General features: G+C 60.2%; 20 protein-coding genes, 4 tRNA genes and 2 pseudogenes. 14 read left to right on the forward strand and 12 right to left on the reverse strand.

All coding sequences use genetic code 11. The features are described from left to right. Positions 1-34: 34 nt before the first annotated feature. The 3 genes from J3P88_RS08090 to J3P88_RS08100 form a co-directional block, all read right to left on the reverse strand. Positions 35-1309, reverse strand: a complete 1275-nt coding sequence (locus tag J3P88_RS08090) for an OmpP1/FadL family transporter (protein WP_434574628.1) — start codon at positions 1307-1309, stop codon at positions 35-37. A 144-nt stretch (positions 1310-1453) separates the two neighbouring features. Continuing rightward, positions 1454-1936, reverse strand: coding sequence for a hypothetical protein (locus J3P88_RS08095; protein ID WP_434574629.1), 483 nt, complete (start codon positions 1934-1936; stop codon positions 1454-1456). Between the two features lie 276 nt (positions 1937-2212). Next, on the reverse strand, positions 2213-2437 hold the full coding sequence (locus J3P88_RS08100; RefSeq protein WP_008051046.1) for a hypothetical protein: 225 nt from the start codon (positions 2435-2437) through the stop codon (positions 2213-2215). A 1093-nt stretch (positions 2438-3530) separates the two neighbouring features. On the opposite strand from J3P88_RS08100, the gene J3P88_RS08105 reads away from it, so the two are divergent. Both J3P88_RS08105 and rmuC read left to right on the forward strand, forming a co-directional pair. Next, positions 3531-3854: a sel1 repeat family protein gene (locus tag J3P88_RS08105; protein WP_186728746.1), complete on the forward strand. Its 324-nt coding sequence runs from the start codon at positions 3531-3533 to the stop codon at positions 3852-3854. A gap of 188 nt (positions 3855-4042) precedes the next feature. Next, positions 4043-5431: a DNA recombination protein RmuC gene (rmuC, locus tag J3P88_RS08110; protein ID WP_186728854.1), complete on the forward strand. Its 1389-nt coding sequence runs from the start codon at positions 4043-4045 to the stop codon at positions 5429-5431. A 174-nt stretch (positions 5432-5605) separates the two neighbouring features. Here the strand turns inward: rmuC and J3P88_RS08115 are convergent, their stop codons facing one another. The 4 genes and pseudogenes from J3P88_RS08115 to J3P88_RS08130 form a co-directional block, all read right to left on the reverse strand. Next, positions 5606-9076, reverse strand: a complete 3471-nt coding sequence (locus J3P88_RS08115; protein WP_434574630.1) for a hybrid sensor histidine kinase/response regulator — start codon at positions 9074-9076, stop codon at positions 5606-5608. Positions 9077-9326: 250 nt separating this feature from the next. Further along, positions 9327-10274 (reverse strand): IS110 family transposase, encoded by a 948-nt coding sequence (locus tag J3P88_RS08120; protein WP_186710884.1) that lies wholly within the window; start codon positions 10272-10274, stop codon positions 9327-9329. A gap of 490 nt (positions 10275-10764) precedes the next feature. Then, positions 10765-10869 (reverse strand): annotated as a pseudogene (locus J3P88_RS08125) (TetR family transcriptional regulator); the annotation flags it as partial. 283 nt (positions 10870-11152) lie between these two features. Continuing rightward, positions 11153-11281, reverse strand: a pseudogene (locus tag J3P88_RS08130) (TetR family transcriptional regulator); the annotation flags it as partial. A gap of 101 nt (positions 11282-11382) precedes the next feature. Between J3P88_RS08130 and J3P88_RS08135 the strand changes: the two are divergent. From J3P88_RS08135 to J3P88_RS08145, 3 genes are all read left to right on the forward strand, one after another. Next, on the forward strand, positions 11383-11694 hold the full coding sequence (locus J3P88_RS08135) for a cupin (protein WP_434574631.1): 312 nt from the start codon (positions 11383-11385) through the stop codon (positions 11692-11694). A 103-nt stretch (positions 11695-11797) separates the two neighbouring features. Continuing rightward, positions 11798-12946 (forward strand): TDT family transporter, encoded by a 1149-nt coding sequence (locus J3P88_RS08140; RefSeq protein WP_434574632.1) that lies wholly within the window; start codon positions 11798-11800, stop codon positions 12944-12946. A gap of 81 nt (positions 12947-13027) precedes the next feature. Further along, a complete protein-coding gene (locus tag J3P88_RS08145) occupies positions 13028-14902 on the forward strand; it encodes an MFS transporter (protein ID WP_434574633.1) in 1875 nt (624 codons plus the stop codon). 181 nt (positions 14903-15083) lie between these two features. Here J3P88_RS08145 and sugE read toward each other — a convergent pair whose 3' ends face one another. From sugE to rdgC, 3 genes are all read right to left on the reverse strand, one after another. Further along, positions 15084-15398, reverse strand: coding sequence for a quaternary ammonium compound efflux SMR transporter SugE (gene sugE / locus J3P88_RS08150; protein ID WP_003204587.1), 315 nt, complete (start codon positions 15396-15398; stop codon positions 15084-15086). A 118-nt stretch (positions 15399-15516) separates the two neighbouring features. Further along, entirely contained in the window at positions 15517-16482 is a 966-nt protein-coding gene (locus J3P88_RS08155) for a bile acid:sodium symporter family protein (RefSeq protein ID WP_186709877.1), read from the reverse strand. A 144-nt stretch (positions 16483-16626) separates the two neighbouring features. Beyond that, positions 16627-17547, reverse strand: a complete 921-nt coding sequence (gene rdgC / locus J3P88_RS08160) for a recombination-associated protein RdgC (RefSeq protein WP_014339706.1) — start codon at positions 17545-17547, stop codon at positions 16627-16629. Positions 17548-17707: 160 nt separating this feature from the next. Here rdgC and J3P88_RS08165 point away from each other — a divergent pair. The 4 genes from J3P88_RS08165 (at position 17708) to J3P88_RS08180 (ending at position 18226) form a co-directional block, all read left to right on the forward strand. Further along, positions 17708-17783 (forward strand) — tRNA-Val (locus J3P88_RS08165). 20 nt (positions 17784-17803) lie between these two features. Then, positions 17804-17880 (forward strand) — tRNA-Asp (locus J3P88_RS08170). A 176-nt stretch (positions 17881-18056) separates the two neighbouring features. Further along, positions 18057-18132 (forward strand) — tRNA-Val (locus tag J3P88_RS08175). 17 nt (positions 18133-18149) lie between these two features. Next, positions 18150-18226 (forward strand) — tRNA-Asp (locus J3P88_RS08180). 646 nt (positions 18227-18872) lie between these two features. Here J3P88_RS08180 and J3P88_RS08185 read toward each other — a convergent pair. Together J3P88_RS08185 and J3P88_RS08190 are read right to left on the reverse strand one after the other, a co-directional pair. Then, on the reverse strand, positions 18873-20009 hold the full coding sequence (locus J3P88_RS08185) for a catalase family protein (protein WP_434574634.1): 1137 nt from the start codon (positions 20007-20009) through the stop codon (positions 18873-18875). Positions 20010-20040: 31 nt separating this feature from the next. Then, on the reverse strand, positions 20041-21846 hold the full coding sequence (locus J3P88_RS08190; protein WP_434574635.1) for a di-heme-cytochrome C peroxidase: 1806 nt from the start codon (positions 21844-21846) through the stop codon (positions 20041-20043). Positions 21847-22116: 270 nt separating this feature from the next. Between J3P88_RS08190 and J3P88_RS08195 the strand changes: the two genes are divergently transcribed. The 5 genes from J3P88_RS08195 (at position 22117) to J3P88_RS08215 (ending at position 24793) form a co-directional block, all read left to right on the forward strand. After that, on the forward strand, positions 22117-22830 hold the full coding sequence (locus J3P88_RS08195; protein ID WP_030142016.1) for an FKBP-type peptidyl-prolyl cis-trans isomerase: 714 nt from the start codon (positions 22117-22119) through the stop codon (positions 22828-22830). 293 nt (positions 22831-23123) lie between these two features. Then, positions 23124-23579, forward strand: a complete 456-nt coding sequence (locus J3P88_RS08200) for a YkvA family protein (RefSeq protein WP_186709871.1) — start codon at positions 23124-23126, stop codon at positions 23577-23579. A gap of 102 nt (positions 23580-23681) precedes the next feature. Further along, entirely contained in the window at positions 23682-24023 is a 342-nt protein-coding gene (locus J3P88_RS08205; protein WP_186709869.1) for a helix-turn-helix domain-containing protein, read from the forward strand. Continuing rightward, a complete protein-coding gene (locus tag J3P88_RS08210; RefSeq protein ID WP_003179080.1) occupies positions 24020-24391 on the forward strand; it encodes a hypothetical protein in 372 nt (123 codons plus the stop codon). Before J3P88_RS08205 ends, J3P88_RS08210 begins: the two co-directional genes overlap by 4 nt. Beyond that, the gene (locus tag J3P88_RS08215; protein ID WP_434574636.1) at positions 24392-24793 is read left to right on the forward strand and encodes a sel1 repeat family protein; all 402 of its coding nucleotides are present in this window, start codon (positions 24392-24394) and stop codon (positions 24791-24793) included. Positions 24794-24827 lie beyond the last annotated feature (34 nt).

The raw sequence follows: 24827 nt of genomic DNA on the forward strand, positions 1-24827 counted from the left end.
TCAGGTGGCGAGAGTTCAGGTTCGCCGCGAAACATTAGAAGCGGTAGGTTGCACCCACGCCGAAACCGTTGGCGCTGTTTTCGTATTTGGCGCTGTAGGACTGGCCGAGGGCGTTGCTGCCGCTGACGTTGACTTTTTCTTCCTTGAGGTAGGAATAAGCTACGTCGATGGTCAGGTCTTCGGTCGGGCTCCAACCGGCGCCCAGGCTGAAGATGGTCCGGTCGCCGGTCGGGATGCGTGGCGAGCGATCGGTGTTGTTGGTCGGCGCCTGGTCGAAGGTCAGGCCGGTACGCAGTACCCACTGCTTGTTCAACTGGTAGGAGGTACCGATGGCGTAGGCCCAGGTGTCGTGCCAGTTTTGCTCTTCGGTGATGGTGCCGAAAACAGGGTTCACGAAACCGCCGCCAGTGCTGGTGCCTTCGTTTTCCACGGTGATTTCTTTCAGGCGGCTCCAGCGAGTCCAGGTACTGCCGGCGTAGACGGTCCAGGCATCATTGATTTGCTGGGTAACCGAAAAATCCACCGATTCAGGCGTGGTGATGTCCAGCGAAGCGTCGTAGCGTGCGCCACTCAGTACGGGAGGAGGAGTGCCTGCACCTGGGTTCACTTCAGTGTGACCTTCAAGCTTGTACTTGACCTTGGAGTGATAGGTCAGGCCAACACGCGTGGTGTCCGTTGCCTGGACCAGTACGCCAATGTTGTAGCCGTAGCCGATATCGTCACCCTTGATCTCCACGCCGGCCTCAGGCAAGCCTGGCACGCCGAGCTGCGATTCCAGGGAGCCGGAAATACGGTTGATGGTCGGGCCGAAACCGATCGATACCTTGTCGTTGAAGGCATAGCTGACGGTTGGCTGGAACGTGACGACTTTGACTTCGCTCTTGCTGCCGAAACTCCGGCCCTGGAAACCATTTTCGTAGTCGGTGATCAAGCCGAACGGTGCGTAGACACCCAAGCCGAACGCCCATTGATCATCGATAGGCTTGACGTAATAACCCATCGGAACGCCAGTGAGCGGAACCATGTCGCCCTTGTTGGTACCGGACTGGGTGCCGCTGGCATCGTCGATGTCGGTCGAGGCATCGATGGCGGCGAAACCACCGGTGACTTGCTGGCGCTTGAGGCGCGACATGCCGGCAGGGTTGCCGAACACGGTGCTGGCGTCATCGGCAGAGGAAGAACGACCTGCGAAACCAGTGCCCATGCCACTGATGCTTTGTTCGTTCAAGGCAAAGCCACTGGCGAAAAGTTGCGTGGATGCCAAGGTAACGGCAAGGCCAAGTGTGGTTTTGAGCATCATTTTTTTCATTGTTAGAACTCCTGGTGATCACCGGGGCGAAAATTACCAACATTTTCGTTCAAGCGCTATAGCCTGGATGGCTTGATTTAGAGCGGTTTTGTAGGACAATCCGACCAGATTCGCGACCGTTGTAGGAACTTTCGAAATTTACCGTCAGCAAGCGACCTGATTCAGTGGTGAAACACAGCTTCGCCAAGCGCAGGTGAAATCTCGCAGGCGCCCTTGGGGGTGAAAGGTCTGGCGCCAGATGCGGGCCATGCCCAGCAGGTCATCGGCGTCGGGAAGCGCGGGGTTCTGTTCCTCCACCAACAGCCAGGCGATGGCGGTGGCGTAGCGCAGGTTGACGGTCAATTCCAGGTGCGGGCCGCTGAGGAAGGCGTGCTGGCTGGCCAGGCCGCGTACCAGGCTGGCGCGTTCCGGGTCCCGCGCCAGGTAATGATCCCAGAGTGCCTGGTGTCGGGTTTCGGTAATGCGATACAGGCCATGCCCGCGTCGATCATGCAGGGCAGAACCCAGGGCCGACTGGCTGGCGGCAATGCCCAGCAACAAGGATTCCGCGGTTGCGCTGTGACACTCCAGGTAGAGGAGCGTCGGGCGGATCACATATCGACACAGTTCGCTGGCAGCGATACCCATAAAATCCTCGTGATGTGAGGTGGGCGGAGCCTGAAGAGTGTGGGCTTGGCAGCAGTGGATCGGTCCAGGCCCCGCCAGAAGCGGATCATGCCGCTTGACTTGAAGTGTAGTGTCATATTCCCGCTGTAAAGGACTGTTTTTAAAACATCTTCGGCGAACGGTTATAACTGTTATATCCCTTGGTGCTTACGCCGTTTCGCTTTATCGAGAAATTTCAGGCAATAAAAAGCCCCGCTTTATGGGCGGGGCCTTGGGGGTTTCAGCCTTGCTGGCGTCTCAGGCAACCAGTGCCTGACGGGTACGCTCGATCACGGCCTGCAGCGGTTCGGCGCTGGAGTACTGGTCGGGGTACAGGCGTTCGCTGTGACGGGCGATGCCGTGTTCGTTGACCAGAGTGAAGCTGAAGCAGCCTTTGCGAGCGGCCATGATCAGGCAGTTCATTGGAGCAAAAGCGTTGGTTAGGGTGCGGATGGCATCCTGTGTCTGGATTTGAGTAGACATGTTATGGGTGTTCCTACAAATGACACGGTTAAGAACCGTGCAACGTTAAAACGTTCCAGTAACGTCGACCACCATTGGTCGAACGAAGAACCCGACTGGAACAAAGCAGCCAGTTTGAGCGCTATATGAAGTGCGCGCTTGGGCTGGCAGGTAGGTACTTAGGAGGGCAGGCAACACATCGAGGGCAAAGGTTCTGGGCCCGGGGTGAAGATCCTGATCAATTTTGCAGGTTGGTTCGGTCAGAGTAATGAGCCTGGCAACACCCTTCGCATTCGATCGAAGGCTGTGTTGGCGCAAGGTTTACCTGGAAACCATCGAGGGGGGCGGTCTCCTTTTTTCGGTGAGCGTCCTTTGGAGGGTGGCTGACCGCGGAGATGTGTTCGACCCGGAATTGACTTTCAGCTTGGTACTAACGTCGCGGATACTAACGGATCGATCCCATGAAGGGAAGAGGATGGTTGAAAAATATTCAAATTAGCCCTGGCAGCAAGTCGGGCATGGCCTGTGGCGAGGGAGCTTGCTCCCGTTGGGCTGCGCAGCAGCCCCAAAAGAAAGGGCCGCTGCGCGCTGGAGCGCCAGCCCGGCCCAGCGGGAGCAAGCTCCCTCGCCACGGGTTGGTTTTCAACCCGATCCAAGAACGAAGGCGTAGCACAGGATCCCAACGACTGCTGGTGTGGTCAGGTTACCCACGCGTCGCCCATGGCCTCAGGTTATCCCCAGCTTCATACCGCCAGATGCGCCAAAAAATAGCAGCGTTATAACCCGTTCAGCTGTTACTTGTGCACACTCGCCGCACCACCTGTCACCTTACTGTCATGTCGAAACAATCCGGGGTGGCTGCCTGTATCCAAAATTTAAGTCAATGAAAAACATCGCTTTTTTTTACTGGTGAAAAAATCGTCAGTTTAAGCGCAGGCCCCGTTCCACAGGGCTTTGCGCGAGTTCAGGGTCGGTTGTCCACTGAGTTATCCACAGCTTCTGTGGATTGTCCCAAGCGCTTGCTCTAGCACGGGCGTGCCGGTTTTTTTTCGGCTTTACCCGTACGAAAAAAGGAGTAAAGTGGCGCGCCTTCCGATCTGTCCCACAGTGTTTTATGAAGTTTCGCTCAGTATCAAATCCTGTTACTTCAGCACCCTCTGGTGTTACCCCACCCAAGCGTATGTCGATGCGGGTGGCTGAGTGGCTGCTCGACAGCCCGCGGCTCGGGGACAGCCCCAGCGTCAAGCACTTGGCCGGTCGTTTGCTCAAGCAACCGGCCCGTGAAGGCGTGGTGGCTGCGCAAAGTCGCCTCGGGCAGTTGATGTGCCGTGAATGCGGCAACGCTCGGGATCGACGCATCGGTCACGACCTGCTGCGCCAGGCCGCCCGGGCCGGCGATGATCGTGCCCGCCGGGCCCTCGGTGAAATCGAAGACTGAAATCGCAGACTGCGCTGGGCAACCCCCAGCCGCTTGGTTAACCTTCGGGCTTTATTTGATCGGCAGGAATTGTCATGGCTATGGATTTGACCAGCCTGTTGTTTGGCCTGGCAGGCGCCGCGGTGCCGTTGCTGGCACTGGCCTGGCACCTGCAACGCCAAGCCGCCACTGCCCAGACCGAATTGGCTCTGCTGGAAGAGCGCCTGGCCACCGCCCATATGGCCCACGATGGCCTCAACGCCCAGCTCGATGCCTGCCGCGACGAGATCAGCGACCTGAGCCAGGCCAACGCCGCCAAGCAAGCCGAGCTTGCCGCGGCCTGTCGCGAAGTCGATTTGCTGCAGATCGAGCGCGACAATGCCCGGGATGCGGCCCACGCCTGGAACCTTGAACGCGCCAACAAGGAAGCCGAGCTGCGCCGGCTCGATGCCCAGGCGGCATCGTTGCAGGCCGAACTGCGCGAGCAACAGGAAAGTCATCAGCAACGCCTGGATGACCTGCAAGGTTCGCGAGATGAGCTGCGGGCACAGTTCGCCGAGCTTGCGGGAAAGATCTTCGATGAGCGTGAGCAACGCTTCGCCGAAACCAGCCAACAACGCCTGGGCCAGTTGCTCGATCCGCTGAAAGAGCGCATCCAGTCCTTCGAAAAACGCGTTGAAGAAAGTTATCAGGCCGAGGCCCGGGAGCGTTTCTCCCTGGGCAAGGAACTGGAGCGCCTGCAACAACTGAACCTGCGCCTGAGCGACGAGGCCACCAACCTCACCCGCGCGCTCAAGGGCCAGAAAACCCAGGGCAACTGGGGCGAACTGATTCTGGAGCGGGTGCTTGAACATGCCGGCCTGGAGAAGGGCCGCGAGTACCAGACCCAGGTCAGCCTCAAGGGCCCGGACGGCGAGCGTTTCCAGCCGGACGTGTTGATTTACCTGCCGGGCGACAAGCAAGTGGTGGTCGATTCCAAGGTCAGCCTCACCGCCTACCAGCAGTACGTGGCGGCTGAAGATGACGCCATCGGCCAACTCGCCCTCAAGCAACATGTGCTGTCGTTGCGAACTCACGTCAAAGGCTTGGCCGGCAAGGACTACAAGCGCCTGGACGGTTTGCACAGCCTGGATTTCGTGTTGTTGTTCGTGCCGATCGAGGCGGCGTTTTCCGCAGCCCTGCAAGCCGAGCCGAACCTGTTCCAGGAAGCCTTCGACCGCAACATCGTGATCGTCAGCCCGACCACGCTGCTGGCGACACTACGGGTGATCGACAGCTTGTGGAAGCAGGAACGCCAGAGCCAGAACGCCCGGGAAATCGCCGAGCGGGCCGGGTGGCTGTATGACAAATTCGTTTTGTTTATCCAGGATCTGGACGAGATCGGCAGTCGCTTGCAGCAGTTGGACAAAGCCTACAGCGCAGCGCGCAACAAACTGACGGAAGGGCGCGGCAACCTGATCAGCCGCAGCGAACAGCTCAAGCTGCTCGGCGCCCGGGCCAGCAAGAGCTTGCCCAGCGAACTGCTCGAACGGGCGATGACCGATGCGGATGGGCTGCCGGAGTTGCCGGAAGAAGCCAGCGAGAAAACCCAGGGCTGAAGTGAACCCAAAGCTGAAGCCGCCCTCGGGCTGAATCAGATCTCAAGGCAAAAACAGCACCCTGTGGCGAGGGAGCTTGCTCCCGCTGGGCTGCGCAGCGGCCCTCTTTTTGTGAGTGCTGCGCACTCAAGCGGGAGCAAGCTCCCTCGCCACAGGAGCTATCATTTGCCGAAGTTACAACGGCAAATGCCGACTCAACAACGCCCGCAACGCCGCCGGCTTCACCGGCTTGGCCAGGTAATCCAGGCCCGCCGCATGCACCTGGGCCACCGTCTCGGGCCGGCCATCGGCGCTGATCACCACCCCTGGCACCGGTTCCCCCATGCGCGTGCGCAACCAGGCCATTAGTTCGGTACCGGTCTCGCCGTCGTCCAGATGAAAATCCACCAGCGCCAGTTGCGGTCGGCCGCCCTGGGCCAGCCAACGCTCGCATTCCTCGCGGTTGCGCGCCGTCCACACCTGGCAACCCCAGCGCGTCAGCAGGCTGTTCATGCCGATCAGGATGCTGTCTTCGTTATCGACGCACAGCACCTGCGCGCCGCTTGGCAAATGACCGTTGGGCTCGGTCACGGCGCTCGGTGCGACGGCTTGCGTCTGGGCCAAGGGAACGCTGACGCTGAATACGCTGCCACGCCCAGGCCAGGAGCGCACCTGCAGGCTATGGCCCAGCACGCGACAGAGCCCGTCGGCGATGGCCAGGCCCAGCCCCAGGCCTTTTTCGGCGCGAGTCTGGTGGCTGTCCAGGCGCTTGAACTCTTCGAATATGACCTGCAGCTTGTCCTCGGCGATGCCCGGCCCGCGATCCCAGACCTCCAGGCACAACTCGCCGTTGCGCCGGCGCACGCCCAGCAACACCGGCCCCTTGGCGTAGCGGAACGCATTGGTCAGGAAGTTCTGCAAAATACGTCGCAGCAGCTTGATATCGCTGTCCACGCGCAGGGATGAGCCGCGAACCCGGAACTTCAAGCCTTGTTCCTGGGCCAGCGCCGTGAACTCTGCACCGAGGGTATCGAACAGGTCGTTGAGGGCGAAGGGCTTGCGGTCGGGGTTGATCTTGCCGTTTTCCAGGCGGGAGATATCCAGCAGGTCGGTGATCAGGTCTTCCGCCGAGCGCAGCGAACTGTCCAGGTGGTGCACCAGTTGCCGGGCCTCGCTCGGCAACGCGTCGTGCTGATGGGACAGCGCGGCGGAGAACAAGCGCGCGGCGTTGAGCGGTTGCATCAGGTCGTGGCTGACCGCGGCCAGGAACCGGGTCTTGGACTGATAAGCCGCTTCGGCGGTGCTCTTGGCGTCGGTCAGGGCCAGGTTCAGTTGGGACAGTTCCCGCGTGCGTTCGGCCACCCGCTGCTCCAGCCCTTCGTTGGCTTCCGTCAACGCCTGGGCAGCTTCACGGAAGGCGGTGATGTCGGTGAAGCTCATGACGAAACCGCCACCGGGCATCGGGTTGCCGATCAGCTCGATGACCCGGCCGTTGGGGAACAGTCGCTCGGAGGTATGGGCGCGGCCCTGGCGCATCCAGTGCAGGCGCCTGGCGACGTGGACTTCCGCCTCGCCCGGCCCACAGAGGCCACGTTCGGCGTTGTAGCGGATGATGTCGGCAATGGGCCGGCCGACACTGATCAAGCCATCCGGGTAGTTGAACAGTTCCAGGTAGCGACGATTCCACGCCACCAGCCTGAGGGACTGGTCGACCACGCTGATGCCCTGGCTGATGTTTTCGATGGCGCCTTGCAGCAGGGCGCGGTTGAACTGCAGCACTTCCGACGCTTCGTCCGCGATCCGGACCACGTCTTCAAGCTGCATTTCCCGACCTTCAATAGCGGCTTTTACCACGGCGCGCGTCGAAGAGGCGCCGAGTACACCGGCCAGCAGGCGTTCGGTGTGGGCGATCCATTCGCTGTCGGCGTTCTGGTTCGGGTTGAAGCCTTTGCCTTGGCGGTAGGCAAAGCGGATGAAACTCTGCCGCGCCCGTTCTTCACCGACGAAACGCGCGGCCAGTTGCAACAGGTCTTCGATGTGCACCGCCAGCATTGAGCGAGGGTTGGGGCGGGCGCTGATTTCCTGACCGATGAAGCGTCCGGCCTGCCAGTGTTCCGAGACACGTGTGCGCGACAGCACGGACACCCAGGCAAACAGCGTGAAGTTGCCGGCCAGGGACAGGACCACCCCTTGGGTCAGTGGGGTAATCGGCAGGTTCAGCGGATTGCCGTGCAACCAGGCCAGGCCCGGGAAGGTGCTGAGCGACCAGCCCAGGCTGTGGGCGGCGATCGGCAGGACCAAGGTGTAGAACCACAGGAATATCCCCGTGGCGAGGCCGGCGAATACGCCGCGGCGGTTGGCCTGTTTCCAGTACAGCGCGCCGAGCATGGCTGGGGCCAGTTGGGTCACGGCGGCGAAGGCGATCTGGCCGATGGTCGCCAGGCTCGCCGTCGAACCCAGCAGACGGTAACTGACGTAGGCCAGCAACAGGATCACCACGATGCTCACCCGGCGCACCGAGAGCATCCACTGGCGGAACACCTCGAAAGGGCGTTCGGCGGCGTTGCGGCGCAGCAGCCACGGCAACAACATGTCGTTGGAAACCATGGTCGACAGCGCCACGCTGGCGACGATCACCATGCCGGTGGCCGCCGAGGCGCCGCCGATGAACGCCAGCACGGCCAGGGCCGGGTGGGCCTGGGCCAGCGGCAGGCTGATGACGAACGAGTCCGGCAGCACCGAGCTGGGCAGCATCATTTGCCCGGCGAGGGCGATGGGCACCACGAACAGCGCGGCCAGGGCCAGGTAGGCGGGGAACACCCATTTGGCCAGGCGCAAGTCCTGGGGCTCGATGTTTTCCACCACGGTCACGTGGAACTGCCGCGGCAAGCAGATGATCGCCATCATCGCCACCCCGGTCTGCACCACCATGGACGGCCAGTTGATGGTTTCTTTCCAGTATTGCTCCAGGCGTGGGGCGAGCATCGCCTGATTGAACAGGTCGTCGAAGCCGTCATACAGGCCGTACGTGACGAACGCACCGACCGCCAGGAAGGCGAACAACTTGACCAGGGATTCGAAGGCAATCGCCAACACCATGCCGCGGTGGTGTTCGGTGGCGTCCAGGTTGCGGGTGCCGAACACGATGGTGAACAGCGCCAGGATCAGCGAGACGATCAGCGCGGTGTCCTGGGCGCGGGTGCCCATGGCATCGGCGCCGGCGCCGATCAACAGGTTCACCCCGAGCACGATGCCCTTGAGCTGCAAGGCGATGTACGGCAGCACGCCGACCAGGCAGATCAACGCGACCACCACCGCCAGGGATTGGGATTTGCCGTAGCGGGCGGCGATGAAGTCGGCGATGGAGGTGATGTTCTCCTGCTTGCTGATCATCACCATTTTCTGCAGCACCCACGGCGCGAACACCAACAGCAGGATCGGCCCGAGGTAGATCGGCAGGAATGACCAGAGCTGTTCGGCGGCCTGGCCCACGGCGCCAAAGAACGTCCAACTGGTGCAATAGACCGCCAGCGACAGGCTGTAGACCCAGGCCCGCACCCGTGGCGGCAGCGGCGTGCTGCGCCGGTCGCCGTAGAAGGCGATGGCGAACATGATGGCCATATAGGCCAGGGCAACAACGGCGATCAGCCCGCTGGACAACGACATGGAAACTCCCCGACAAAGACACCGGGGCTTGAGCCCGGCAGGACAGTCTCGCATGCCCGCTCGGGTTCGTCAGTGTCGACCAAGGTCGAGGCGTGGTGGGGTGTCGCAGGTGGGGAGAATCTTGGGTTATGCAGGGGTTTTGCTGGCCTCATCGCGAGCAGGCTCGCTCCCACATTGGGTCTGTGGTGGATACAAATCTTATGTCCACTGGAGAACCCATGTGGGAGATTCTATGGTTGAGGAGAAGCCCTCAAGCCGCTTTTGGTTGGTATTCGCTTTGTCCTTTCAGCAAAGCGAATACGATCCGAGCAAGCTTGCGAGCCAGTATTACTAGCGCCTGCGTGGTAGCGAAGCCCCGAGCTCTTAGTTTTTCATAAAAGCCTTTCCAGGCAGACGTACGGCTGGCCGACATGGCTGCGTTGTGTAAAAGCCGACGAACTTCCGGGTCGCCGCGTTTGCTCAAGCTTCGCCGGTCATCTTTTTGTCCTGATTGGGACACTCGCAAATCCATTCCCAAGAAAGCGATAAAAGCGTCTGCATTCTTGAAGTCGCCCCGCTGAAATGCCGTAAGCAAACGAGCTCCGGTCAAAAATCCGATGCCCTCGACTTTCAGGCAACGGTTCAGTTGACCTAGCAAACCGGCATTTTTCAGATGATCCTTGATCGTCTTCTCGATCAATGTCTCAAGCCTCTGCATGGCGGCGATTTGCTCGGCGAAAGCTGTCTTCAGTAGTGGCTCGTTCGCCCAGCTTTGTACCAGGGCGACTCGAGCCTGAACCAAGGCAGCACGACGGCGGAAAAGGCTTAGAAGCTGGCGATACAACGGAGATGGCGGCGCCCATGGATGAAGCTCATGCCCTTCGTTCTTCAGGTAACGAGCCAGCAGCTTGGCATCCAGCGCGTCGGTTTTGGCGCGTATTTTTACGCCTTTGCGGTAATGATGAAGTTCATAACCGCCCACCATATAGATCGTGCAACCGGCCTCATAGGCCAGATCAGCAAAATCCAAGTGATAGATATTGGTCGACTCAATGGCAACATCGACGGGTCCCGGCAATACTTTCAACCACCTTTTGATGGCCGCCTTGTCGTTAGGAATCGCTTCCAACACATCAAGCTCTGCGTGATAGATCACCAGCTCGTTCTTGGCGACATCCACGCCCACGATTGGCTTTGTGACAGAAACCGGCATTGCCATTGAAAATCCTCCGGGCTAAGGTTTGAACACTTGAAGGGGTCACCCAGAGGCGCAGGCTTGTCTCTATCGTCGATCCAGGCCGAAGCATTCTTTATCGGCGCTTGGGTGAAAGGAGGAGGGGCGAAATCTTCCACGGTCTGTACTGCGCGAACAGTCAGAATCGAGCCTTGTCCCTCCTCCTCCCTTCAAGTCCTACCATACAAGCGAGCCTGCTCGCGAAAGCGCTGGGTCAGCTTGCATCGATGTTGAATGTGCCACCGCCTTCGCGAGCAAGCTCGCTCCCACAGGGTTTTGTGGTGAACGCAGATATGGCTGACACCACAAGTCCACTGTGGGAGCGGGCTTGCTCGCGAAGGCGGTGTACCTGTCACTGGGATGCTGGATGTACCACCGCCATCGCGAGCAAGCTCGGCTCCCACAGGGTTTTGTGGTGAACGCAGATATGGCTGACACCACAAGTCCACTGTGGGAGCTTGCTCGCGATGGCGCCTTACTGACCCAACGCAATATCCACCAGCCGATACAACTCCCCAACCTCCAGCGGCGCGTTAGCAAAGAGAATGCGGAACACCGTCGGCGCCACCACCACATTGAGCCTGCTCGCGAAAGCGCTGGGTCAGCTTGCATCGATGTTGAATGTGCCACCGCCTTCGCGAGCAAGCCCGCTCCCACAGGGTTTTGTGGTGAACTCAGATATTGCTGACACCGCAAGCCCACTGTGGGAGCGGGCTTGCTCGCGAAGGCGGTGTACCTGTCACTGGGACGCTGGATGTACCGCCGCCATCGCGAGCAAGCTCGGCTCCCACTGGGTTTTGTGGTGAACGCAGATATGGCTGACACCACAAGTCCACTGTGGGAGCTTGCTCGCGATGGCGACCTTACTGACCCAGCGCAATATCCACCAGCCGATACAACTCCCCAACCTCCAGCGGCGCGGTGGCAAAGAGAATGCGGAACACCGTCGGCGCCACCACCACATTGATCAGCCGCTCGACTGCGTCAGTCGGTGAAACCAGTCAGCGATGGCGTACGGCCTTGAAGCCGAGCATGCAGGTGCCGCCGGCAGTGGGTTAGTCTTGGCGCCTCAACCTTCTTACGGACGGACCCCTTGAAAATCATTCGCAGCAAGTCCTTCACCGGTGACCGTGCCTGGGCGGCGCTGGACATCGCCAACATGAACGGCATCACCACGCGCCTGCACTGGACCGACCAGCCGTACAAATGGCACATCAACGACGGTCAGGAAGTCTTCGTGGTGCTCGATGGGCAAGTGCGGATGTGCTATCGCGAAGACGGTGTCGAAAAGGCGACCCTGCTGGACGTTGGGGACATTTTCTACGCCTCGGTGGGCACCGAACATGTCGCCAAGCCTTTGGGCGAAGCGAGAATCCTGGTGATCGAAACCGAGGGCAGCGTCTGATACTTATCTGTAAAACAGATTACATATAGAGAAATTACCCGTTATATAGATATTCGATCCCGCTCTAGCATGGCTCCACCTCATCCGAGGACAGGAGTTCGCCATGACATGCTGTGCCGCGAAAAACCGCTTGCGCCCGTTGAGCCATTTGCCCAGGCCGCTGGAAGCCATTCGCCAATTCACACCTAACTGGTTCGCCGTGACCATGGGCACCGGTGTGCTGGCGCTGGCCCTGGCGCAATGGCCGGCGCAGATGCCGGGCCTGCGCGCCTTGGGCGAAGGGTTGTGGTTGTTCAACACGCTGTTGTTCGTGGTGTTCGCCCTCATGTACACGGCCCGTTGGGTGCTGTTCTTCGACGAAGCGCGACGGATTTTCGGCCATTCGACGGTCTCGATGTTTTTCGGCACCATTCCCATGGGGCTGGCGACCCTCATCAATGGCTGTCTGGTCTTTGGGCTGCCGCGCTGGGGGCAGAGCGTGGTGGCGGTGGCCGAGGCGTTATGGTGGATAGACGTGGCCATGTCGCTGGCCTGTGGCGTGCTGATCCCTTTCCTGATGTTCACTCGCCAGGAACACCGGATCGACCAGATGACCGCCGTGTGGTTGTTGCCGGTGGTGGCCGCCGAAGTCGCGGCGGCCAGCGGCGGGCTGTTGGCGCCGCATCTGGCCGACGCTCATGCACAACTGGTCATGCTGGTGACCAGCTACGTGCTCTGGGCCTTTTCCCTGCCGGTGGCGTTCAGCATCCTGACGATTCTGCTGTTGCGCATGGCCCTGCACAAACTGCCTCACGAGAACATGGCCGCCTCGAGCTGGCTGGCCCTCGGCCCGATTGGCACCGGTGCCCTGGGCATGTTGCTGCTGGGCAACGATGCCCCGCTGATTTTTGCCGCCAATGGCCTGCCCAGCGTGGGCGACATCGCCGCCGGCTTGGGCCTGGTGGCCGGCATCACGCTGTGGGGCCTGGGGTTGTGGTGGATGTTGATGGCGCTGCTGATCACCGCGCGCTATCTGCGCGAAGGCATTCCCTTCAACCTAGGCTGGTGGGGCTTTACCTTTCCCCTGGGCGTGTACGCGCTGACGACGCTGAAGCTTTTCGAGCTGCTGGGCCTGGGTTTCTTCGGCGTGTTCGGTGCTGTGCTGGTGGCCTTGCTGGTGGTGATGTGGCTGATCGTTGGGCGGCGTACGGTGCTGGGCGCCTGGCACGGTGAGCTGTTTGTGTCGCCCTGCATTGCAGGGCTGGCGAAATAATCGCTAAAGACAGGTAATGTGTGGCCTGGATCGAAAAACCTTCATTCCAATAAGCGTCCACGCCACTCAGGAACATGGAAGATGAGTCACCCTTCGCAGTTCACCTTGCTTCGCACGCGGCGTTTTCTGCCGTTCTTCATCACGCAGTCCTTGGGCGCGTTCAACGACAACATTTTCAAGCAGTCGCTGATCCTCGCCATCCTCTACAAATTGACCATCGAAGGCGACCGCTCGATCTGGGTCAACCTCTGCGCGCTGCTGTTCATCCTGCCATTCTTTCTGTTCTCGGCATTAGCGGGGCAGTTCGGGGAAAAATTCGCCAAGGACGCGTTGATTCGCCTGATCAAGCTTGGCGAAATCGCCATTATGGCGGTGGGCGCGGTGGGTTTCCTGTTCGATCACTTGTGGCTGATGCTGCTGGCGCTGTTCGCCATGGGCACGCATTCGGCGTTGTTCGGTCCGGTGAAGTATTCGATCTTGCCGCAGGCCTTGCGTGAAGATGAGTTGGTCGGCGGCAACGGCCTGGTGGAGATGGGGACGTTCCTGGCGATCCTGGCCGGCACCATCGGCGCCGGGATCATGATGTCCTCGGCGCATTACGCCCCGGTGGTGGCTAGCGCGATCATCGGCATCGCCGTGCTCGGTTACCTGGCCAGTCGCAGCATTCCGCGCGCGGCGGCGGCCTCGCCGCAAATGCGTCTGAACTGGAACATCTTCAGCCAATCCTGGGCAACCCTGAAATTGGGGTTGGGGCAAACCCCGGCGGTGTCCCGGTCGATTGTCGGCAACTCGTGGTTCTGGTTTGTCGGGGCGATTTACCTGACGCAGATTCCCGCTTATGCCAAGGAGTGGATGCACGGCGACGAGACCGTGGTGACCCTGATCCTGACGGTGTTCTCGGTGGGGATCGCGTTGGGTTCGATGCTGTGTGAAAAGCTTTCCGGGCGCAAAGTCGAGATCGGCCTGGTGCCGTTCGGTTCGTTCGGTCTGACCGTGTTTGGCCTGCTGTTGTGGTGGCATTCCGGTGGGATTCCCGCCAGCGTCGAGGGCCACGGTTGGCTTGAAGTGCTCGGTTTCGGCCATGCCTGGCTGGTGTTGATCGACATCCTCGGATTGGGCGTCTTTGGCGGTTTCTACATCGTGCCGCTGTATGCGCTGATCCAGTCGCGCACCGTGGAGAACGAGCGGGCGCGGGTGATTGCCGCCAACAATATTCTCAACGCGTTGTTCATGGTGGTCTCGGCGATTGTCTCCATCGTGTTGCTGAGCCTGGCCAAGCTGTCGATCCCGCAGCTGTTCCTGGTGGTGTCGTTGCTCAACATCGGCGTCAACGCCTACATCTTCAAGATCGTCCCCGAGTTCAGCATGCGTTTCATGATCTGGCTGCTGAGCCATTCCATGTACCGCGTGGAGCATCGCAACCTGGAGGCGATACCGGATGAAGGCGCAGCGCTGCTGGTCTGCAATCACGTGTCCTTCGTCGATGCCTTGCTGATTGGCGGCGCGGTGCGTCGGCCGATTCGCTTCGTGATGTACTACAAGATCTACAACCTGCCGGTGCTGAATTTCATCTTCCGCACCGCCGGCACCATCCCGATTGCCGGGCGCCAGGAAGATATTCATATCTATGAAAAAGCCTTCAAGCGAATTGCCCAATACTTGAAGGACGGCGAGCTGGTGTGCATTTTCCCTGAAGGAAAACTGACCGCTGACGGAGAGATCAATGAGTTCAAGAGTGGACTGACGCGCATCCTCCAGGAAACCCCGGTGCCAGTGATTCCCTTGGCGCTGCAGGGTTTGTGGGGCAGTTTCTTCAGTCGCGACCCGGCCAAGGGGCTGTTTCGCCGATTCTGGTCGCGGGTGACGTTGGTGGCGGGCTCGGCGGTTGCGGTGGAAGTGGCTGAGCCGGCGAAGTTGCAAGCGTTGGTGGGGGAGTTGCGTGGCACGGTCCGCTAGAACGAAAAACTGAAGGAGAAGACCTGTGGGAGCAAGGTGCTGTGGGAGCAAAGCTTGCTCGCGATGGCGTCCCTGAGATCGCTATCGCGGGCAAGCCTTGCTCCCACAGCTCTTTGTTCCCACAGGTTTTGCTCCTACAAGTTCCACTGTTCCTAGAAGGTCTTGCTCCTACCGGGAGGGCTCAGGCGCTGACCTTGAGGCCGATCAATCCGGCGACAATCAACGCCACGCTGGCCAGGCGAACCAGCGCCATCGACTCACCAAACAAAATGATCCCGGCGATCACCGTGCCCACGGCACCGACCCCGGTCCAGATCGCATAGGCCGTCCCCAGCGGCAGTTCCTTCATCGCCAGGCCGAGCAGGCCGAGGCTGATCGCCATGGCGGCGATGGTCAGTGCGGTGGGAAGAGGGCGGCTGAAGCCGTCGGTGTACTTCAGGCCAACAGCCCAGCCGACTTCGAACAGGCCGGCAAAAAACAGAATGATCCAGGACATCACGCACCTCATCGATGGGTGGGGTCGTCCCCGGATAGTGAACTCTTTGGCGTTGCGGGGTCGTCCCCGCATTGGGCGCAAGAGTGCCCAATGCTGACTGTTTGGTCAAGTCGCTCGGTCAGTCTGCCGCTTGACGGTCAAGTAGCTCGCGGTCCTGTTTTTCGCTCATGCGCCGGAAGTACGTCGAGAGCAGGGCTCCGGAGATATTGTGCCAGACGCTGAACAGCGCACTGGGCACCGCCGCCAGTGGCGAAAAGTGCGCGCTCGCCAGCGCCGCGCCGAGGCCGGAGTTCTGCATGCCGACTTCCAATGAAAGGGTTTTGCGTTGGGCCAACGGCAAGCCGAACAAACGGCCGGTGAAGTACCCCAGCAGATAACCGAAGCTGTTGTGCAGCATCACAATGGCCATGATCAGCAGGCCGGATTCGGCGATCTTCGCCTGACTGGCCGCGACCACCGCCGCCACAATGATCACGATGCTCACCACGGATATCAGCGGCAGCACGTCTATGGCATGACGAACCCGGGCACCCAACAGGCGTTGGGCGACGATGCCCAGCGCGATCGGCACCAGCACGATTTGCAGGATCGACCAGAACAGCGCCGAGAACGACACCGGCAACCAGGCCGAGGCCAGCAGCCAGATCAGCGCAGGGGTCAGCAGCGGAGCAAGCAGGGTGGTGATGGCGGAAATCGCCACGGCCAAGGCCAAATCACCGCGAGCCAGCCAGGTCATGACGTTGGACGATGTGCCGCTCGGGCAGCAACCCACCAGGATGACGCCGACGGCGATCTCCGGCGGCAGGCTGAACACTTGGCAAAGCAACCACGCCGTGCCGGGCATGATCACGAATTGGGCAACCACTCCCAGGGCTACGCGTCCCGGATGGCGGGCGACTTCGGCAAAGTCCTCCAGCTTCAATGCCAGGCCCATGCCGAACATCACCAGGCCCAGTAGCGGCACGATGGCGACTTTCAGGCCGACGAACCATTGCGGTTGCAGGAAAGCCAGTACCGCGAAAAACAGTACCCAGTAAGCGAAGGTATTGCCGACGAAGCGACTCAATGCAGCCAATGCGCGCATGACCTGATCCTTATTATTAAGAACACCACAAATATAAAATGTGGGAGCGGGCTTGCTCGCGAAGGCGGTGTGTCAGACAGCATAGGGGTTGCTGACACACCGCCTTCGCGAGCAAGCCCGCTCCCACACTAGAGATCACCGCCTTTAGATCCCCTGGGGAATCTCTTCACCACCCAACGCTTCCACCAGCGCCGGCAAGAACTCGCCGAACGTCAGCATCATCAGCGTGAAGCTGGCGTCCAGTTGGCCGAGGGCTTCGTCGCCGCCGTCCTGCTCTGCCTGGTCCTGCAACAGGTCTTCGAACTTCAGGCGCTTGACCACCATCTTGTCGTCGAGCACGAAGGACAACTTGTCCTGCCAGGCCAGCGACAGTTGCGTCACCACCTTGCCGGTGTTCAGGTGCAGCTGGATTTCGTCGCTGGTCAGATCCTGGCGCTTGCAACGCACGATGCCGCCGTCTTCATGGGTGTCGCGCAGTTCGCATTCATCCAGCACGAAGAAGTCGTCCGCGGCTTTCTGGGTCTTGACCCAGTCGGTCATGGTGGCGGTCGGGGCCATCTTGACCGTCAGTGGGCGTACCGGCAGCGAACCGATGACTTCGCGCAGGGTCGACAGCAGGTCTTCGGCGCGTTTCGGGCTGGCCGAGTTCACCAGGATCAGGCCCTGTTTCGGCGCGATGGCGGCAAAGGTGGACGAGCGACGGATGAACGCACGGGGCAGGAACGCCTGGATGATTTCATCCTTGAGCTGGTCCCGTTCCTTTTTATAGACCTTGCGCATTTGCTCGGCTTCGATCTCTTCGACCTTTTCCTTCAGGGCATCGCGCACGACGCTGCCCGGCAAGATGCGTTCTTCCTTGCGCGCGGCGATCAGCAGGAAGTCCTGGCTGACGTGCACCAGCGGCGCGTCTTCGCCTTTGCCAAACGGCGCGACGAAACCGTAAGTGGTCAACTCCTGGCTTGCACATGGACGCGCCAGTTTGCTGGCCAGTGCAGTTTCCAACGCCTCGGCATCAAAAGGCAGATCTTGGGTCAGGCGATAGATAAGCAGGTTTTTGAACCACATGGGGTGAGTCTCTCCTTTATACAAAGGGGGGCATTATTCTCTTCGCGGCGCCATAGGCCAACCCTTCGCTAAGCCTTTGGAAGGCCTGAAAAAATTAATTTAAAAAGTGCTTGCCAGCTTAAAGAGTGCTCCGTAGAATGCGCGCCACACCGAAAGCGAAGGGTGATTAGCTCAGCTGGGAGAGCGTCTGCCTTACAAGCAGAATGTCGGCGGTTCGATCCCGTCATCACCCACCATTTCGCTCAACGTGTTACGCGCAGCGGTAGTTCAGTCGGTTAGAATACCGGCCTGTCACGCCGGGGGTCGCGGGTTCGAGTCCCGTCCGCTGCGCCATATTCGGTAACCTGGAACACTGAACGCCAGGTCACCACGGAAAGCCCGCTAACGCGGGCTTTTTGCTGTTTGCAGTTCCCGCGGTGTGTGTTGCTCATGTTTTTTTGCTGAATTTGCTAATTAAATCAGCACGTTACAAAAAACTGTGAGAGAATGCGCCCCGCATCGAAAGTGAAGGGTGATTAGCTCAGCTGGGAGAGCGTCTGCCTTACAAGCAGAATGTCGGCGGTTCGATCCCGTCATCACCCACCAAACTTTCAATGTTACGCGCAGCGGTAGTTCAGTCGGTTAGAATACCGGCCTGTCACGCCGGGGGTCGCGGGTTCGAGTCCCGTCCGCTGCGCCATATTTGGTTACCTGGAATGCTGAACGCCAGGTGGCTACTAGAAACGACGCTTTTCCTTTACGAGGGAAGAGCGTCGTTTTTTTTTATTCTCTTTTTTTGTGTGTATCCGTTGCTGCAGTAACGGCGACTTAGGGTTCCGCCCTGGCGGCGGGGCACTTTGAAGAGCCCGGAAGCCGGCCCAGTCAAAAGTAACCAAAGCGCTCATGCCCATCACGGTTTCATAGTCGATGAAGGTGTTGGATGGGCTGACCTCATCGCGAGCAGGCTCGCTCCCACAGGTTTTGCGGTGCACACGGATTTTGCGTCTGCTGAAGATCCCCTGTGGGAGCGAGCCTGCTCGCGAAGGCGATGTCACAGTCGATGAAGATATTGAAAGGGCCGGCCACTTCGCGAGCAAGCCCGCTCCCACAGGTGATCTCGGGCGTACATGAGACTTGGGTTCATCGCAGACCCATTGTGGGAGCGAGCCTGCTCGCGAAGGCGGTGGGGCAGTTTGTATTGATGTTGGCTGTGCCGGCCACTTCGCGAGCAGGCTCGCTCCCACAATGGGTTCTGCGGTGTATATACGCTTTGTGGGCTGCTGAAGATCAGGTGCGGGAGCGAGCTTGCTCGCGATAGCGGAACGGATATACACCCAACCCCCCGTCTACTGCTCAGCATTCCGCCGATGCCGATAATCGCTGACCGCCTCATACACCGCCTTACGCAACCGATTAATCCCCCCAATCGGCCGATGCGCCTCAATCCCAAACCAAGGATTGAACGACTGATTATCACAAGCCAGATTCAGCTTGGGCGTATCAAAATCCTGAGCCGGCACCTTAATGCGCGCCACGGTTTCGAACGGCGCATCACTTTCCTGCCATTCAATACTGGTGTCTTCGATCGGCATGTACTTGCTCGGATCCTGACGCTGGACCTGCAAGACAAAACACGCCGGCATCCGGTCTGTGGACAACTGCTGGTTCAGCGCGCTGCGCAAGAAATTCGGCAAATCCTGATTCTGCGGTGGCAGGGTATAGCTTGGACAGCTGTCCGGATCCGGCGCGACGCGAAACTTGGCGTTGGCCTCGCCAAACTTATAAGGCGATACCGAGAAATAAGTGGTCTGGGTCGGACTGGCCGGGGCCGGCGAGAGGGTCGCCAAAGCGATGAACAGATGCCGAATCTGCCAAGTGCGCGGGTCCAGACTCGGAAAAAAAGCCATCGCCTTCTTCCCGTCAGCCTGAGCGGCCACATTCTGACGGTACTCGGCGACATCGCTGACAAAGAAGTTCGGATGATTGAACATCACGAAATCCTGCTCGCCGAATGATTGCCGGTCCGCCAGCAATTGCTTGCCGGGCACGTTCAGCAGTTTGATTGCCATCCCCCGGGCATCGCGCAGGCTGTCGAATTGCGGATAAGCGTTGCCGTTGGACAGGCGGATCGTGGCCTGCCAGGTCTTGCCCGGTTCGGCGAACACCCCCTGGCGCAACGGGGTAGGCAGGTCGCTCTGCACCTGGACCTCGGCCATGACGCAACCGTGCGCCTTGGCATGGGCATCACGCAGATAGCGTGTGCCTTCGCGGTGCTGATCGACGATGCGGATCGCAGTCTGGATGATGTCCTGGGTCATGGCGGCTTCGCCGGGTGCCACCTGTTCCTTGTCCGGGACAGGTCCCCTGTGTTGCCAGGCAAACCAGGCCGAGGACAGTGCCCAGCCGAGCAACCCGATGCCGAGCAGCCACAAGAGCGTCTTGCCCAAAAAGGCGCCGAGGCGCAGCCAGAGCGTGATCAACATGCCAACATCCTTTTACCGGTGGGGTTCATCATTACAGTTGCGACTCCAGTGGCCCGCCCAGTACTTTTAAATACTCCAGCAAGGCCCAGCGTTCCTGCGGTTGCAGCAGGCGGCCAATGACGCCGTTGCCGCGTTCGCCCGCGCGAAATTCATGGCCGCTGTTGTGATTGCCGGTAACCCGGGTATCGAAGTTAAAGCCGTTAGTGAAGGCTTCGGTGCGATAGCCCAAATGGCGTGGGTCGTATTCGAAGTTGCCTTTATAGAAGGTGGTCGCCCGCTCAGCCTGGGGGGACAACAGTTGATAGATCGTCGGCACCGAGCCGTTGTGCAGGAACGGTGGCGTGGCCCAGACACCCGCCAACGGCCGGGCCTTGTAGGCGCGCAATTCACGTACGCCGATGGGCAGGCCGAAACCGTCCAGGGCCGGGCGCTCGGCGAGGGTGACCCCGGCGTCGCGGTAAGCACGGTTTTCGACGAAGGCAGTGACGTAGGCCAAGCCTTTGGCGACCGAGAGTTGGCTCAGGTCCAGCGGCTCCGTCGGGGTCGGGTGCAGTTGCACTTCCAGCTTCGCCAGTTCAGCCGGGTTCCATTGCAGGCTGGTCAGGTCGTAACGGTAATCAGCAATATTATTGGCAGTGCCCGGGTCGGTGCCGATCACTTTCACCGGCAGCATGTGCAACTGCTGTACCGGCCTGTCGGTCCCCTGGACCACTTTGGGCACATGGCAGCCGGCGCAGTTTTCGACGAACAGGGCCCGGCCCTTGGCGGCCAGCGGTTTATCGACCGCGCCCAGCAACGCTTCCGGCCACACGGGCGCCTTGAGCAGTTGCAAGGTCTCTTCGATCTTGTTCAAGTCGCGCACGCGCACGCTGGAGGGGTATCGCGCGTCGCCCTGCAGCGGTTTGCCCTGGGCGTCGAAGAAATTCAGTGTGGCGCCTACTCCCAGCGCTTCACCGACGTTTCGGGCCATCGGTTGCTGGGCCGATCCGTTCCACTGCACCCAGTCGAAGGTCCACATTTCCCACAACTGTGGATAGTCCACCGGCGCGTTGGCGACCCGGTAGTTTTCCGCCGAGATGGCGTCGCCGAAGCTGGCATTGGCAATGCGGCCGAAGGCGTCGGTACGGCCAGGGCCTTCTTCGGTGGGGTAGAGGCCGCGATGGGTATCGTTCCAGGCCACCCGCAGGAAAGTATCCAGGGAGTCCTTGAACGCCTTGCGCAGGTCCTCGTGGCGGGCGTCGTAGTCCTTGCCCAGGACTTGGCGGGCGAAGCGTTCGAATTTCCAAGGGTTGTAGTACGTAGACGCCAGACTGGCGACTAATGCCTGTCCGAAACTGCCACCGCGTAGCGTAGGAACGCTGGAAGGCAGCACGTGCTGTGCCGAGCCGCCGTCGATCCGTATCGCCTGGCCCTTGAAGCGCAATTCGCCGGTGTGGCACGCAGCGCAGGTGATATCGAGGAATGGGTCGGCGCTGCCTGCGTTCTGGTGCCGGGTGAAACCCACCGGCAGATTGCCGGGATTCTCGGGCGTGGCTTTCTGGGCCGGATCGATAAGGAAGCCAAAGCGCGCCAGATACTCCGGCGATGCGAAGCGTTGTTGCGAAAACGGCAGTTCGAGGGCCGTGAACCAGTCGTAGCGCAGGCCTTTGACCTGGGTGCCCTGGGGCGTGAAGTAATAGGTCTGGCGTTCGGCGGCGCTCCATTGATCCAGGTAATGCACCTGTTGGATGGGCTCATAGAACGGCAGCCGGGGATTGGCGACGTAATAAAGCACCACGGCCACGACGACGATCAGCAGCGCGAGGAGCAGCAAGAGAATGCGAGAGAGGAGGCGCACGGTTACGTCCTTGTTTTTTTTGATATGCCCTTATGCCTCAGCGCTGCGCGGCGGGCAAGTGGCCAGTAGCCCCGTCCTGTGGGGGAGCGGCAAGGTGTCCCTGCGCGTAACGGATGACAGATGCTTCATTTGCCTGGGATCAAAAAGCGTTTGCGGACCTGAACTTATCATCACTTTGCGGCTCACATGCCGGTAGCCATTGGTCGTGGCCGCCTGATAAGCTCGCGGCTTTACTCGATTGCCCTTTAGGCGCATGAACAAGGAAATAGCATGAAACAGCATCGGTTGGCGGCGGCGGTAGCCCTGGTTGGCCTGGTACTCGCGGGTTGCGACTCGCAGACCAGCGTAGAGCTGAAAACCCCGGCGCAGAAAGCTTCCTACGGTATCGGCCTGAACATGGGCAAAAGCCTGGCTCAGGAAGGTATGGATGACCTGGACTCCAAAGCAGTTGCCCAGGGCATCGAAGATGCCGTCGGCAAGAAAGAACAGAAGCTGAAAGACGAAGAACTGGTCGAAGCCTTTGCCGCGCTGCAAAAGCGTGCCGAAGAGCGCATGGCCAAGATGAGCGAAGAGTCGGCAGCCGCCGGCAAGAAATTCCTCGAAGAAAATGGCAAGAAAGCCGGTGTCACCACCACCGCTTCCGGCTTGCAGTACGAAGTGGTCAAGAAAGCCGATGGCGCGCAGCCTAAGCCGACCGACGTAGTGACCGTTCACTACACCGGCAAGCTGACCAATGGCACCGTGTTCGACAGCTCCGTCGAGCGTGGCAGCCCGATTGACCTGCCGGTCAGCGGCGTGATCCCAGGTTGGGTCGAAGGCCTGCAACTGATGCACGTCGGCGAGAAGTACAAGCTGTACATCCCGAGCGACCTGGCCTACGGCGCCCAGAGCCCGAGCCCGGCCATCCCGGCCAACTCGGTCCTGGTGTTCGACCTGGAGCTGCTGGCGATCAAGGATCCGGCAAAAGAAGACGCAGCCAAGTAATCGCGTCTGTTATAACGACAACGCCTCGCTTATGCGGGGCGTTGTTGCATCTGGGCGGCGGTAAGATGGCAAAAAAACGAACGCCCGGTGCAAGCTATAGTCATAGGCATTGCAGGCGCTGTGCTAGACGCAGTCGGCTGGTCAAGTCAATGAAATATTGGGTTTTTTTATGTGAGTAAAAAACGCCCGATCTAAGCCGGGCCCTTATGGAACGGGGGCTTCAGCGGTGAAATGCAGCTCTGTTCACAAGGTTATCCACAATTTGTGTGGATAACATTTCAGTGGGAGAAAAAATGAAGGCCCCGTGGAATTTTGCGCGATTTCTGCCCTTGGCAGGCCGCCTGCTGGCCCGCGGTCGATTGCCGACATTGCTCTTCGCCGTCGCCAGCAAAGGTGCCCGGGAGGGTGGGCGGCTGGGCAAGCTCAAGGAGGACCTGCGCCTGTTGCAGGCCTTGTGCCTGGCCTACTGGCGCGGCGAGTACCGCGCGGTCAGCGCCAAGTCGATGCTGTCGATAGTGGCGGGGCTCATGTACTTCCTCAGCCCCTTGGACGCCATTCCAGACCTCTTGCCCATGTTTGGCATGTTCGACGACATCGCGGTGCTGGCCTGGATCATGAAAACCCTCGACGTTGAGCTCGAGGCATTCCGCGCCTGGCGTTATCGACAGTCACCCGAGACGCTGGCCAAAGTCGAAAGGCTTCCCGACACCCCGGAACAACTCCAGCTCCAAGGTCAGAAAAAGCCCTGATCCCCTGAGAATGCATCACCCCGCGACCTTAGCCGGCATTTAGGATTACACTTCCAAGGAAAAAGGCTGACTCGCTAAGTGTTGTTGTCCTACGGGGTAGACATGGATATTCAAATAATCACACGTGACGGAGAACCCGAGTACGCGGTTTTGCCGTGGGATCAGTACCAAGCGTTGTTGAAAGCAGCAGGTGTCAATCAAGCTCCGCCGCGTGAAGCGACAGTCCGGCACGCGGCGGCACCCGACCAGGTTCTCCCTGGCCTGGATCAATTACGCAGTTTGCGCGAAGGGAAGGGCATCGCCATTGAGGCGTTGGCTCGCACGGTAGGTATCAGCCCGTCTTATCTGGCCTTGATCGAGAGCGGCGAGCGACAGCCCGATGCCGCGATTCGGCGCAGTCTGGCCTGGGAGTTGACGGTGCCGGGTTGGAGGGAAGAATCGTGAGTGTACGCATCAGTCGGCAGCATTGGGATGGGTTGTTGGGTGAATTGGACCAGGCGCGGCGCCAGCGCCATTTATTGACTTACCGCGCCTTGCTGGAGCGCTTGCAACTCCCCAGCCCGGCCATGCAGACCTTGACCGCGGCCCTTGAGCATTTGGCGGCGCTGGACGCCCGGGCAGAACAGCCACTGCGCAGTTCCCTGGTGATCAGCCAGGGCGCGAGCCGGTTGCCGCGTACGGGGTTCTTCGAGTGCGTAGAACGCCTGGGCCGCTTTTCCGGGCCTTCCGATGGGGTGGCCGCCGCTTCCTGGCACGCTTCGGAAGTGGTCCGGGTGTTTGAATACGAATACCCCGAGTCGGCGGAGGCCTGAGTGCTCTGGCGACTCAAGGCGCGGCTCGGTTATTGGCTGGCGCGTCGGTTGTTTCACTGGCCCTGGTTCGTCCGCCAGCCGCGTGGCTGGGCCTGGCTCGAGGGCCAGTTCTCGCGCATGGCCAACCTGGGCGATGTCGGTGCGCAAAGTTTCTACGGGCACATCCTCACCTTTCGCGGCCAAGGGCTGGGCGCCCGTGAAGAAGGGATTCGCCTGCTGCGCCTGGCGGCACTGGCCGGTGATGGCAAGGCCGCCTACCAAGTCGGCGTGATCAGCCTGGCCGGTACCACCAACCAGGCGCCGGACCCGCTCGAAGCGGCACGCTGGTGGACCTTGGCGGCGAAAGCCGGGCATCCGTTGGCCGAGATCAAGCTCAAGGCCCTCGAAGCCCGCGACTCTTAGCGTTATCCACAGGCTATTCGTGGCAGCGGGGCGA

This window comes from Pseudomonas sp. Z3-6 (assembly GCF_051131985.1).
GTDB classification, from domain to species: Bacteria; Pseudomonadota; Gammaproteobacteria; order Pseudomonadales; family Pseudomonadaceae; genus Aquipseudomonas; species Aquipseudomonas zanjanensis.

What these genes read in the sequence shown, in the direction of transcription:
- J3P88_RS08140 (WP_434574632.1), top strand. Translation starts at nt 11,798, where the DNA reads ATGACATGCTGTGCCGCGAAAAACCGCTTGCGCCCGTTGAGCCATTTG.
- J3P88_RS08105 (WP_186728746.1), top strand. Translation starts at nt 3,531, where the DNA reads ATGAAGTTTCGCTCAGTATCAAATCCTGTTACTTCAGCACCCTCTGGT.
- J3P88_RS08145 (WP_434574633.1), top strand. Translation starts at nt 13,028, where the DNA reads ATGAGTCACCCTTCGCAGTTCACCTTGCTTCGCACGCGGCGTTTTCTG.
- J3P88_RS08195 (WP_030142016.1), top strand. Translation starts at nt 22,117, where the DNA reads ATGAAACAGCATCGGTTGGCGGCGGCGGTAGCCCTGGTTGGCCTGGTA.
- J3P88_RS08205 (WP_186709869.1), top strand. Translation starts at nt 23,682, where the DNA reads ATGGATATTCAAATAATCACACGTGACGGAGAACCCGAGTACGCGGTT.
- rdgC (WP_014339706.1), bottom strand. Translation starts at nt 17,547, where the DNA reads ATGTGGTTCAAAAACCTGCTTATCTATCGCCTGACCCAAGATCTGCCT.
- J3P88_RS08090 (WP_434574628.1), bottom strand. Translation starts at nt 1,309, where the DNA reads ATGAAAAAAATGATGCTCAAAACCACACTTGGCCTTGCCGTTACCTTG.
- J3P88_RS08120 (WP_186710884.1), bottom strand. Translation starts at nt 10,274, where the DNA reads ATGGCAATGCCGGTTTCTGTCACAAAGCCAATCGTGGGCGTGGATGTC.
- sugE (WP_003204587.1), bottom strand. Translation starts at nt 15,398, where the DNA reads ATGTCCTGGATCATTCTGTTTTTTGCCGGCCTGTTCGAAGTCGGCTGG.
- J3P88_RS08200 (WP_186709871.1), top strand. Translation starts at nt 23,124, where the DNA reads ATGAAGGCCCCGTGGAATTTTGCGCGATTTCTGCCCTTGGCAGGCCGC.
- J3P88_RS08115 (WP_434574630.1), bottom strand. Translation starts at nt 9,076, where the DNA reads ATGTCGTTGTCCAGCGGGCTGATCGCCGTTGTTGCCCTGGCCTATATG.
- J3P88_RS08100 (WP_008051046.1), bottom strand. Translation starts at nt 2,437, where the DNA reads ATGTCTACTCAAATCCAGACACAGGATGCCATCCGCACCCTAACCAAC.
- J3P88_RS08095 (WP_434574629.1), bottom strand. Translation starts at nt 1,936, where the DNA reads ATGGGTATCGCTGCCAGCGAACTGTGTCGATATGTGATCCGCCCGACG.
- J3P88_RS08155 (WP_186709877.1), bottom strand. Translation starts at nt 16,482, where the DNA reads ATGCGCGCATTGGCTGCATTGAGTCGCTTCGTCGGCAATACCTTCGCT.
- J3P88_RS08185 (WP_434574634.1), bottom strand. Translation starts at nt 20,009, where the DNA reads ATGTTGATCACGCTCTGGCTGCGCCTCGGCGCCTTTTTGGGCAAGACG.